This window comes from Mycobacterium leprae TN, from assembly GCF_000195855.1.
In the GTDB taxonomy this organism is placed as follows: Bacteria; Actinomycetota; Actinomycetes; order Mycobacteriales; family Mycobacteriaceae; genus Mycobacterium; species Mycobacterium leprae.
This window is the reverse complement of the sequence record NC_002677.1, coordinates 3,191,712-3,204,427: the sequence shown is the minus strand read 5'-3', so window position 1 is coordinate 3,204,427 and position 12,716 is coordinate 3,191,712. Positions and strand designations below refer to the sequence as shown.

General features: G+C 54.8%; 5 protein-coding genes and 1 riboswitch. Of the genes, 4 read left to right on the top strand and 1 reads right to left on the bottom strand.

What is annotated here, in order from left to right:
• Window positions 1-31 precede the first annotated feature (31 nt).
• Window positions 32-157 carry a hypothetical protein gene (locus ML_RS17660; RefSeq protein WP_269147043.1) on the bottom strand — a complete coding sequence of 42 codons (126 nt, stop codon included), beginning with the start codon at window positions 155-157 and terminating at the stop codon, window positions 32-34.
• Between the two features lie 363 nt (window positions 158-520).
• Here ML_RS17660 and ML_RS19935 point away from each other — a divergent pair, with 363 nt between their 5' ends.
• From ML_RS19935 to ML_RS13630, 4 genes are all read left to right on the top strand, one after another.
• Complete coding sequence (locus ML_RS19935; RefSeq protein WP_231846661.1) at window positions 521-997, top strand: hypothetical protein; 477 nt, start codon at window positions 521-523, stop codon at window positions 995-997.
• Window positions 998-4,466: 3,469 nt separating this feature from the next.
• The gene (locus tag ML_RS13645) at window positions 4,467-6,467 is read left to right on the top strand and encodes an acyltransferase family protein (RefSeq protein WP_010909022.1); all 2,001 of its coding nucleotides are present in this window, start codon (window positions 4,467-4,469) and stop codon (window positions 6,465-6,467) included.
• A gap of 799 nt (window positions 6,468-7,266) precedes the next feature.
• A riboswitch (M-box (ykoK) riboswitch) is annotated at window positions 7,267-7,436 on the top strand.
• Between the two features lie 703 nt (window positions 7,437-8,139).
• Window positions 8,140-9,879: an NRAMP family divalent metal transporter gene (locus ML_RS13635; RefSeq protein ID WP_172591985.1), complete on the top strand. Its 1,740-nt coding sequence runs from the start codon at window positions 8,140-8,142 to the stop codon at window positions 9,877-9,879.
• Window positions 9,880-10,467: 588 nt separating this feature from the next.
• Window positions 10,468-10,722 carry a hypothetical protein gene (locus ML_RS13630; protein ID WP_010909019.1) on the top strand — a complete coding sequence of 85 codons (255 nt, stop codon included), beginning with the start codon at window positions 10,468-10,470 and terminating at the stop codon, window positions 10,720-10,722.
• Window positions 10,723-12,716 lie beyond the last annotated feature (1,994 nt).

Below are 12,716 nucleotides of genomic sequence, written 5' to 3'. Positions count from 1 at the left end.
GTGGTTCGAGCTGCCCGCGTTTTGACGTTATTTAGGCAGCCGTGGCCTGCGCGTCTGTAGCAGTAGGGATCAGTGCCACGTCGTCGTCCGCCTTGACGACGACGTGGCGGTCACCACAGCGCAGCACAGTGTCTCGACTTGTGAACTGCACCATCATCGTCGGCATTTTGATTTGAGTTGTCCTTCGGTTTGCAGCGGCTCGAGCGCGGGGTTATGGGGTTATGCAGTCCGTCGCACACTTTGTCGGGCGGCGAAGGCTGTTCGCCGGGGCTGCCACCTTTGGTGGTCAGCGCAGCATGCCTCGGAAACGCCGAGGGGGTGACGTCGCGACGAGGACGAGTTCTCTCACCAGATCGGGTGCTGCCATTGCCGTCGAGACTGACGTCCGAATCGACCGGAGCATCGCCTAGCCTAGTGGGTTAGGTGTCCTAGCTTCCTCCGGCACGCGGCTGTCGCGATCCGGTGCAATTAATTAGCTCCGCAGCGCCGTGCATTCCTTAAACTCCGGAGGAACGCTGTTGTGGCCCGGCGCCTTCACCCCCATGTCCATCTCGGCGAGCTTGATTTCGCAACCGAAGCCGATCCCACAGTTCGTCCTGGTTCCGATCGCTACCTGCATGTAACTGGTCTGCTTTACATCAATGTTGTTCGAATTTGGTGTTTCGCCGCTTTTCCTGCGTCGTTTGTCGGTAGGACATCCCAAATGCCTATTTGTTCGGGTACCTTGAACTGCGCCATGCCGCGTCGGATTTTAGTATATCTGCGCAAGCTGTCAACGGCCGATCCGAGTGTGATGATAGGCACCATGACTGCGCACGCCCGCTCACCGGTGTGCTCGTCAGGCATGCTTACGCTAGCTATGTCTGAGGTGGCGGGCCAGGATAGAATCGATTTTCTTGGGATAGAGATGTTCTCGCCGTTGCAGGTAATGACATCCTTCGCCCGGTCGGCGCGCAACGGGGTACTCACCAGTGTTCTAATGACCTTTGGCCGCTAGAACGTCAAGAATCGTCTTGGAGTTTTTAGGTTGTGTTTGCTATAATATCCACTTTTGTCTATGGTCTGCCATATCATTTGCGACGGCGGTAGTGTGGGCATATAGTTTGGTGCTCAGGAGCGTACGCACCAGCCGAGCGTAGAATTTTTAGTGTAGAGGGTCGCCAACTGCAATCCGTCACTAGAGTAATGTTGTGTAGCGGTTCTGACCGAAAGTCCGAGTTCAGCTGGCTCTTGGGTTTATGATGTTGATGTCGGTGAACACGCTGGTGAATGGTCCGCCGAACTACAGGGCGGGGGTTCTTCTACCATCCTCGGTGAGGGTGTGCCGCGCTATCCGCTCAAAGGCTAGACTCGCAAAGACACAGCCTTAGCTGACAGGTTGCGTATCGAGCGGACGACGATGGACCGTACGCGCGCGGGCCTGTAACTCTATCTATGGGCCGTCAGCAGCCCACATTGTCGGTGTCGTTTATGACAGTTTGACGCGCAGCAACCGCCCATCCTTCAAATATGATTTTATGCGCAAGTGTCGGTAGAAGGTGTTGACATTGACCTGGGCTGGGTGCCGTAAGTAACGATCTGGATCTTGTACTGCCCGCCCGCCTTTGCGCCACAGCGTTGGCCGCGTTTGAAGCTCAGCTTGATCACTTCCAGTCGACCGATGTCGAGGTGTCGGCCATCAGGGTCTCGAATAACCCCCAAGCTCGGAGGGGAGCATTGAACACCTAGAGTGTGAGGTTTCGACTCGGCGCATCAATAGCTCCCATCAATAGCTGCCGCGGCCGTGCTCTGCCTGCGGCAACATCGACCACCAATGTTGTTGGGCGAACATCTGGATCGCATCTGGGCCTAGCCGATCGCAGATCCTCTGCAGCAGCCGGATCGGTGGTTGTGGTCAACCCCTTGGACAGTTCAGTGAGCCATATACCACTTTGCTCGCCTGCCGGTTAGCCTACTCGTAGCCCGTTGAGCTAAATCTTCATTGGATATGGAAAATAGGCACAGACCTTGATGAATGCCGGCTCGAAATCAACGTCCTAAACGTAGCTAGAAATAGATAGAAGTAAAAACACACTACTCGCCGCTGAAATGCGGCGAAGGTAAACTGCACTCCCGATGTCTGCCTGGTGTGTTTGTCGCGGTGTATACGATGCGACTTCTGGTCCACCCTGATTGCAGTCCCACTCACGCTTCCGGCCGCGGCTTGCCCAGCCAGATACGGGTGCATAACGTCGATCTTGCGGTCATTCTTGGCAAAAAGACCACCAGGGTTAATTGGTCTCGGCGAATGAGACCACCTCCCAGCGAAACCTAATACCAATTTTTTCTAGAACCACAGGCGAGAGGATCTGATTGCCCAGATGCTGGATCAGAAACGACATCACCTTACCGCTCATCTGCAGATTTGACGCATCACCGTTGAGTTAGATCCGATCCAGATACTCGATATCCAATCTCACATGCCCATCAAGGATATCGTGGCTTCTCACCATCACAGCCTTGACCGACCAGCCTCGGTGGCCAGGTGTGGACCGATTCGAAACCAACAGCCAACCACAATTACCCCACCCAAAGCCGACCAGCCACTTAAGCGGTCCGAGTTAGACTTAGTTGGATATCCGGTGCAGAAGGGCTCTCACGGTCGAAGGACTCGGTTTCGTCGTCTGGGTACTTACTGGTTCAACCACCATCTGCGGGCTGGGCACATGAATCTCGCCGGAGACTAGCTGAACACTGGCCAGACCGCTGCAGTTATCGGTGTTTGCGGCATAAGCGCGGCGTCTCGGTGCTCCGATCGTTGTGACTGGAACTTCTGTCGAACCATCCATACACGTGGAGTGACGACCGTTGACTCGAGATATGCTGTCGCTCTCCGGATTAACGACAACATACACAGACACACCGGAGTACGCGAAGAGCTTGAGACCTTGAAGTCGGGACCCGGCACGTTGCGCTGCCTTCAGCATCTGCTCGAGAAACGGTGTTGTGCCCGCCACAGGCGTGCACCGTTCGGATTTTTATTGAGCCGCACTGCATCGGTTCCACCTCCAGCTATCCATAAGTGTGGCGGTGGTGCACAACAGCAGTGTGCATTGGAACGGCGTCGGAGTTCAGTTTCGGTAGCTGTTCTGGTAACCGTATGCTGCGCAAGCAACGACACGAACGTGATGTGACCCGCGCTGCAATCATAGCTTACCAGTACAACAGCACGACTGCTCTGATAGCTGGGTTGTCACCCACTCTAACATAGCAGTGTAGTCATGGCTATCGAACCATGTTGGGAAAAAGACCATCTGGCCGTCGGCGTCTTCGAGGATGAAACGCAGTTTACGATCCTGCCGCGGCAGCAAGATAAGTCGGCAACTGTTACTGCTAGCCTTGATACCAAATACATTACGGCTGAATTCGTGCCAGTTAGGAAACATGAACGACATCACGCTGGTCACGGGGATGCGAGCATGCACCAGCGTCGTTGTTGGCTGGCAGAGACTTCGGTAGTCAAGCCACCTGTCGCCGTCGATCAACATCACCTGACAAGGCGTGTACTGCGCGACCTCGTGTAGCGTATCGACTAGCACGCCATGAATTCACCAGCAGTAGGCGAAAACATCGGCGGTGTAGTTAATCGTACTAATAACCCATCTTAAGCCGATCAGTTTTCTGTTATTGTTCAACCAATATCCGCTTTCTCTGGCACTCAATTGGTGACGTACCTGTGTGCCATGCTCACGGGGCAACCGATACGTGGAGGTAGAGAAGGCATTGGTCGTAATCTGGACTGCTTGTCTGGCAGACGTCGTGTAGATACATTGCACTTGCAGGTCCTGGTGTTCTGGACTTGACGTTAAGGATAGTTGCCAGTTCTGACGGAATAAGTATCGTCGGGATTTCTTGATGAACCTCAACGATCTTCAGGTCGAGCAGGTCATTGAGCAGTGAGAAACGAAGGCTTTACACTTTCCGCCGAATCTCGGTGACCGTGATGGCGTTGATCGTGATCGCACTCCGATCTCAACCGCCAACAAGTCGTTGAACGACATGACCTATTTAACGTATGATTGTTCGGACACCAGCGGTCTGTACATCACGCTGGAGCAGCAAAAGCAACCTATAGATACAGTGGTATGCTCTGCTGGATGAGCCGCTGGCTTTAGCGATTTTGACGCCAGTACCGCAGAAATGTGCGAAGACCACGAGTCGGTTGGTCCTGATGTAAATCGGATCGTCCTAGATAACAGGGCTCCAGATAGGAAACCTGGCATAGGAAAACCGTGGTGTGTCTTAGCCGGTATCTGGTTTGTGCTGCATCTAAGCTTGCGGGAATCAACAGGAGGAGCAGCGACGTATCGGCAGCAACTATGGCGCCGGACGCCTTGGTGGTCAGGGCGCTAACCGCGCACGCTGAGCCGGGCGGGATTTATCCCGCGCCGGCTTGTTTTGCTCGGCATCCTCGATGGGTTGCTCCTGTGCGGCGTGTTGGTCTGCTGAGGATTTGGAACCAACCCGAGCGGCGTAACGGCATTCCAGCGCTAGATGGTCTTCGTGCGATAGCGGTTGCGTTGGTGCTCACTCAGCACGGTGGCATTCCCGGCCTGAGCGGCGGATTCATCGGCGTCGATCTCTTTTTTGTCCTCAGTGGGTTTCTGATTACGTCGTTGCTGCTTGACGAGCTGCGACACACGGGGCGTATCGACGCTATCAACTTCTGGATTCGGCGTGCATGCCGGCTACTGCCAGCTTTGGTGTTGATGGTGCTCACCGTAGGCATTGCTCGCGAACTTTTTCCGTACCAGGCGCTCACCAACTTACGGAACGATGCGATAGCAACGTTTTTGTGGGTAGCGAATTGGCGCTTCGTGGTCCATAAGGCCGACTATTTCACACAAGGTACGCCTCCCTCGCCCCTGCAGCATGCCTGGTCGCTTGGGGTGGAGGAGCAGTACTACCTTGTCTGGCCACTGCTGTTGATCGCGGTAACTTTACTGTTGGCCGCGAGGGCCAGGCGGCGTTGCCGCTACGCGACCCTCGGTGCCGTTAGATTGGCTGTCTTTGTGCTCGCCTCATTGGGAGCCTTAGCTTCTGCCACAGTCGCCATCGCCCGTGTTTGCGACGTTACACGCGACCGCATCTATTTCGGCACCGATACCCGTGCGCAAGCGTTGCTGGTTGGCGCCGCGGCGTCGGCTCTGCTGGTTCGGGATTGGCCGTCGCTAAACCGTGGTTGGTGCTTGATTAGGACTCGGTGGGGGCAGTTGATCGCTCGGTTCCTACCGGTCCTTGGTCTGGCAGGGTTGGCGGCGGCTACACACTATGCAACGGGAGGGGCCGGTGACTTCCGTCACGGCCTGCTGATCGGGGTCGCAATTGCGGCCGTCATCGTGATCGCGCCGGTGGCATTGGAACAGCGTGGAACGGTGGCCCGCCTACTTGCATTGCGCCCGCTGGTGTGGCTGGGCACTATTTCGTACGGCATTTACTTGTGGCACTGGCCGATTTTCCTGGCGCTCAACGGCGAGCGCACCGGGTGGTCCGGAGTCCCACTGTTTGCCTCTCGGTGTTCTGCGACAGTGGCAGTGGCGGCAGTATCCTGGTGGTTGATCGAACAACCCATTCGCCACTGGCGACCGGTACGAGTGCCGTTATTGCCGTTGGCTGCGGCCACTGTCGCTAGTGCCGCTGCGGCGACGATGTGGGTGATTCCGGTGGGAACCGAAACGGGTTTGCGTGATATTGCTCTGCCGCCGGAAGTGTCGACGGTAGCGGCCGTATCACCGTCCCCGCCGAGAGGAAAACTTTCGAGTACGCGAGATCCTAACCAGCCTTTTACTGTTGCGGTATTTGGTGATTCGATCGGGTGGACTTGGATGCACTATCTTCCGCCGACGCCAGGATTCGCCTTTATCGACCACACCGTCATCGGCTGCAGTCTGGTGCGTGGCACGCCGTATCAGTATATTGGCCAAACTCTGGAGCAACGACCAGAATGTGATAACTGGCCCATCAGGTGGTCGACTCAGATCAACAAAGATCATCCAAATGTCGCACTGCTGATTATAGGTCGCTGGGAGACGGTAAACCGCGTTAACGAAGGACAGTGGACACACATCGGCGATCCAACTTTCGACTCTTACCTCAATGCGGAGCTGCAGCAAGCACTGAATATCCTGGGCTCCTCTGGTGTTCGAGTGGTCGTTGCCACGGTGCCATACAGCCGCGGCGGCGAAAAGCCTGATGGTCAGTTGTATCCAGAAGACCAACCGGATCGAGTTAACCAGTGGAACACCATGTTGCGCAATACAGTTAGTCAACATTCGAACGTACAGATCCTCGATCTGAACAAAAAGCTATGTCCGGACGGTGTTTACACCGCTAAGGTCGACGGAATTAAGGTGCGCAGCGACGGTGTCCACCTCACTCCGGAAGGCGTCAAATGGTTGACACCTTGGCTAGAAGAATCTTTGAAGTAGTTGTTAATTACTGCCGTACCTAATCGGGTTTTATACTGCTGAGATTTTGACCGGATAAACGATGATTATGTAGCCATTGTCTGGATTACGTGCGTAATCGAGGTATGGTTGGGTTTTGGGTATGTTCGTGTTGTCAGCAACAGTCAATTCTCCCATCGACAGCTACGGTTCGAGCGGTTTTTTTGGCAGATTATCGCTCCTTCCAACCGTTGATCAAACGAACTCAACTGATCTGTGGATTTTTACCAGGTTCGAAGCGTATCGTTCTTTTAGAACGGTGATCAGGTAGTTCAATCCGTTCGTGTTGAACATTTGTTTCGCACCGGCGCTCTTGGTGGCGCTGAGTTCAGCCGGAACGGACCAATCGCCGCTGTCATTGTGGGGTCGTATTACCGCCGCGAGGTGGATGGCGTGGCTGCTAAACGACGTACCAAATTCGACCACCGTATTGGTACGGATTAGTCCGTACCAATACGTAAGCAGTAGGCCGGCTTCGGGGTGGGGGATACTGGTATGTATTATGTATGAAGTCACGCCAGCGCGTCGGTGCGTTCTTGTTCGCTCGTCAACTACATCTGTTCGAGCTCGTCCACCTTCTAGCTCAACAGTGACGTCTGACTTTTCGCCTCGGCATACATTCGGTTGACCGCCACCACGACCTAGCCGGATATTTGACTGCCTCTACCAAACGACGGAAGCGTGAAGCTGACCATAAATGCCAATCTAAGCTTCTTAAGATTTAAGATTCTGTACTAAGGCGTTTGACGAGCACCGGGTGTCGGGTGTAAGCATGGGAATGCAAGCACCTCGGTAGGTGAGGCTTCTGCATGGATATAGGCCACCGATCCCGGACGTCGAGAGATGCATCGGGTCAAGACAACTCCCAGGGTTGGGTCCAAGTCCAAGTGGTTTCTGGACGTTGGTCCAGATATGCTGTGCAGTGCCTAAGCTCCGGCGATGAGGGGATGCGTTCGGCGGTTTCCTGCTGAATGTTTCTGCTTCTTACCTACAGGTGACTAAATATAGCCGACACCCGCGTGTGTCCCGGCCGTGAGGAGGTGAGGGCGAGATGAGTCCGAGTGACAGTCCGTATGTGAAAAAAATTGTCTTGTCCCGATCCAGTTCCGGTGTTCCTTCTTCCGCCTGAGCTTTCTCGGATGTTCCGTATGCATCTGTCGCTATGCTCTGGGTTGCAGCCCATGCCCAGGTGCGTCTCGGTGTTTTGAAAGCCGTTGTGCATGACGTTATTGAATGCCACCTGCCGATTGGGTTCCTGGTAGGAGAACGATCATGATCTTTTTTGGTGCACAACATGTTATCTGTGCTACTAGGGTGACCGAATGGTCAATGTTGCGTGCGTTGCGGTTGCGAACCAAACGTCGGGGAACCCGGCGCCTCCTGACTCCGCAGGAGCGGGCCGACCGGTATCTGTCGCGGATGGCTATTTCGATAATAGCTAGCTAGGCGGTTATCCGTCGGTCAGTGCGGAGAACCACCCTGGTCTGTCCTGCTATAACTCACCCAGCGGCGGGCGATGTCCCCTGCTTAGCGCGCCTTGTCGCTCATCATCTTTGAGCACGAGCCCGTCGATAATAGCGAGAATCCAATGACTTACATTTCTACTGATGCAATCAGTGCCGTAGCGGTCCCGCCTACCACCGGTGACGCCATCATGTGTGTCAAAAACTGTGCTACACCACGGGTAACACCCGACACGTCCGGTTCATCTGTGCTGGATTCCGCACACGTCGGTGACATCGTTGGTGCGTTTGGCCGCATAGGGTGGGATGTCACCCATGCGAGCCGCAGTCGTTGGCAACAACTGCGATTGATGATGGTTATCACAGGTCCGGGACTGATTGCGATGATTGGTGACAACGATGCCGGTGGTGTCGCTACCTACGCACAGGCCGGACAGAAGTACGGGATGAACTTGTTGTGGACACTGGTGCTCCTGATCCCGGTTCTGTATGTCAACCAGGAGATGGTGCTCCGGTTGGGTGCGGTTACCAGGGTTGGGCATGCACGACTGATTTTCGAGCGGTTCGGCAAGTTTTGGGGTGCTTTCAGCGTTGGTGACTTGTTGATCCTCAACGCTTTGACAATCGTCACCGAATTCATCGGTGTGTCATTGGCGCTAGATTTTTTGGGTTGCCCGAAGACGATCGCTATACCCGTTGCCGCAGTGCTGTTGTTCGCGATGGTCGCCGGTGGCTCATTCCGTCGTTGGGAGCAGGTGATGTTCATGCTGATTTCGGTAAATGTTGCTGTCATCCCGCTGGTGTTGTCGGTGCATCCTGCCCTGGGCCCAAGCCTGCACGGACTGCTGCCGTCATTGCCCGGCAAGCCAGATTCCCCGACCTCCGTTGTGTTGCTGGTCATCATGGCGATTGTGGGCACCACGGTGGCGCCTTGGCAATTGTTTTTTCAACAGTCTAGTGTGGTTGACAAGCGCATCACGCCGCGCTGGATGCGTTATGGCCGAGCCGATCTGGTTGTCGGTATCGTCGGTGTCATGGCAGGGGCTATCGCCCTGATGTCGGCAACTGCTTTCGGGCTCGCCGGTACAGCTGACTCTGGCAACTTCACTGATGCAGGGGCGGTAGCATCCCACTTATCCGATCACGTCGGGCACCCGATAGGTGTATTGTTCGCGATCATTTTGTTGGACGCGTCGTTGATAGGTGCCAATGTCGTTGGGCTTGCCACTACATATGCACTCGGCGATGCTCTGGGCAAGCCTCATTCGCTGCATTGGAAAATTACCGAAGCCCCACTGTTTTACGGTAGCTACACAGCGCTTCTTGGGATATCGGCTGTGGTCGCGTTCAGCCCTGGTCACATCCTCGGTCTCATCACGCAAGGTGTGCAGGCGCTCGCCGGTGTGCTGCTGCCTTCGGCAACTGTGTTTTTGGTGCTGCTGTGCAATGATCGCCCAGTGCTGGGTCCGTGGGTGAACACTGCACGCCAGAATGTTTTTGCGTGGATGATCGTGTGGTCGCTGGTGGTGTTATCGCTGATGTTGACTGTGGTGACATTGTTCCCCAACTTATCGACAGCGGCCATGGTGGGTGGCTTGGGTGCCGGCACCGCGCTTGGTGTTGTTGGGGCTGCTGCTGTCATTGTAGCCGGCTGGTTAGCTGAGCGTCGCGGCGCCGGGGGCATCGCGCAGCAGCCTAGTTGCTCGGGTTCCGAACAAGCGCAGTTCGATGCGCTAGCGAGACTGACGCGTGCTGAAAGAAGAGCCTTGTGTGATGAGCGTCGCGCAAACTGGACTATGCCCGTTTTAGCGAACCTAGATCGGCCGGTCATGTCGCCGGTGCGTCGGATAGGGTTGTTGATGCTACGTGGTTATTTGGTGCTGGCCTGCGTGTTGGTTGTGGTTAAAGTTGTCCAGGTTGGTGTCGGTTAGCGTGTTGAGCAGTTTGAGACGCCACAATAGTGGCGTCTCAAACTGCTCAACACGTAGCAGCAGAATGATTTTTTGCCGTGTGTGTCACTGTCCCCAAACACCTGCGGCGCACCCGACCTCTAGGGTGGCACGGTAGCTGATCGCCGCAGCGTGCGGTCCCGGTGCCAACAGTTGATACGCTTTTATCCACTTCTGGTGCCAGCCTTGCCGGCTTGCTGCAAAGGGACAATAAAGATGATGGTGTGTTGACCCATTCCAAGGCTACACTAAAATCCATCGCCAACTGAACGTAGTCGGGACGCACAAGTCGATGAACGCGTCGATTCCGTTCGGCCTCGTCTTCCGCAGCCGGATTTGGCCAGACTCTGGAAAACGTGTCTCGTAGGTGATCCGGAGGACGCCACACGAGCGCAGTCAGTCGGCGTTGCTTGGCCCTATAAATGCCAACATTTGCTCCTTGAGCAGAACCAACAACTGCACGACAAGGCTGTCTACGCCGCCTCTCGACAACATACAGCGAACCAGCTACCTCCCAACTCAATTAAGGGAGGTTTCGGGATCAACTGCCCCAACGGACCACCGGTGTGAATGGCGTGGCTGGAGCAGTGGAAGCTGCACCCCGGGCCCTCGTCGTCGACGAAGAACTCGACGACGTCAGGCAACACGGCGGTCACTACGCAGGTAAGGTCGGCGGCCCTCGCCGAACGAAAACTCGGCGGGGGAATGTCTATCTCGTGCACCGCACCGCCGCTGCTGGTGTCTTCGCCGGAGGTTGATGCCGTCTGTGTGAAAATCGGTCACTATCTCGCCACGACTGTGCAGCGGCATATAGACGTTGGCTAATTATAACACGCTACGACCTCCGTAACGGTCGAACCGCACAACACGCATCACCGCCGCCGTCATCTTCAGCTCCTTACTTGTGTATCGAAGCTTATGCGTTGTCGCACATACACATAGGTGGTAAGACATTTCCGGCCATGGGCCTGTGCGGCCATTTATCGGCCTCTTGTGTTCCCGCCAATTTTCGCAGTAACGGACTACCAATGACAATCGCTCGGTCAGCACCTCCTTCCTTATCCCGGTCTGCACCAGCAATTCTCCACCGGCGTCGGTATGCCAATTTATCGAGGGTAAAGCGTTCGTGAATCTTAAATTCGACAGTGTACCAACGATCCGATCGATCCAAGGGTTTGTAGCCTATATTCGGTAGCAGCAAGCCACCGCGATAAAAAATGGATTGCTTAATTAGTTGCGGGTTTTCCTTCCCGGTTCTGTTTGTTTAAGCGTTGGCGCCGTCGGTAATCTCCCGGCCATGCTTCGGGTACCTTAATTTCATTGTTGCACCTGCATTTAGCTTAATTTTGTGTTACCGTGGGTTTGGTGAGATATGTTCGTCGGGAACTACCGAAGGCCAATTTTATTTCGAAGGCTATCAAAGTCAGGACGCGGAATCCCATACACCACCCGACTCGTTGTCGCCCAGTCTAGCCCACCCGAGTTGATTCGCACCGAGCCAATGAGGTTTTAGTGCTTGAGCCCCCTGCCTTCAACCCAGGTGCTGCAGCAAAGCCGCCTACCGCAGCACCAACTCCCGCAGCCGGCTGATCACGATAAACCAGCCCGCACTTCGACCCGGATTAATCCCTGGTCCCGGAAAGGGGGGCTCGGCTACGAGCCGAACATCCAGGATCAGGGTACCATTGCGTTCCACCCCGGCTGTTCAGCCAGGTAATACACTGGCCACTGTAGTTGTTACTGCATGGCTAGCTAGGAAGAATCCGTTTGTAGCGACGCTGGTAGCCCGCAGGTCCTCATAGTCATGACCCGACTATGAGGACCTGGCCACAAACAATGCTGGCCTCAGCGTACCTACTTGCGTTGGCCTACGCCCTGGGGCGAGGAATGTAATGGGTGCCCATTCTGATGTATTGTCCGTCAACCTAGTCCGAAACGCTGCACTATATCGACGGCAACGCCCTGTTCGGCACGCCGGATTTTACTCCATGGGACCATTTATTCCTATCCGTAATAGGCTGCAGTGATTAACGAGTTGTTGACTCTGTACGGTGAAGATTTACTGGCCAAGAACTCGCCCCCAATGCATCGATGAAAAGCTGCTCAAATTCCAGTTACGGAATCTCCGCGGATATTTCAACGACGATATGGATAAACTTGTCAATGAAGAGCCGGTCAAGAAATTTTTGATATTCAGCTGATCTAGCGCTATAAAGTAAAAAAATTACCGGTATTCAGCGCCAGTAATTACTATAATCCGTTGGTGCCGTGTACGCATCTCAAACCCACTCGGACATGCTTGGTGCAAGCAGGGAGCCTATGTCCAGTTCTAGACCACCGAGGAGCCGTCGTTCCTTGAAAAGACTTCAATCAACCACGTGCTGACGGCGCGGTGGTCGCATCCATCATTCCGCTGCTGTTGTGGCTCGCCGGTCAATTCAACGACTTACCCAATTTCTGCACGTTTTAGATCCGAATGTCGGATTCTCTTCGGTAGGCTGGCTGCCCCGCAAGTACTGCGCAGCCAGCATAGTCGCGGGTTAAACCGGTCCAAGTATCCGCAGATCCGTAACGTACTTGTTCGATTAAAACCAGCGATGGATGCGGAATATCTTTTATACACAACAATTTTGGCTGTCTGCACTACCTTTAGCCGAATATCCGTCGGCTATTCCGGATTCTGATAAGCTATCAATGGGCTGACCGCTGCTTGTACTGCAAAGCCCGCAGAGCGGGTTCGAAACGCCTTAGTTATTTGGTCATAGTCATCGATCCGCTGGAGGTCGTGGCCAGCTTCGAGTAGCCAGGCCACGAACACA

Bases quoted from the DNA above. Each gene is read 5' to 3' on its own strand.
- ML_RS17660 (WP_269147043.1), bottom strand. From the start codon at position 157: ATGATGGTGCAGTTCACAAGTCGAGACACTGTGCTGCGCTGTGGTGAC.
- ML_RS13635 (WP_172591985.1), top strand. From the start codon at position 8,140: ATGTGTGTCAAAAACTGTGCTACACCACGGGTAACACCCGACACGTCC.
- ML_RS13630 (WP_010909019.1), top strand. From the start codon at position 10,468: ATGGCGTGGCTGGAGCAGTGGAAGCTGCACCCCGGGCCCTCGTCGTCG.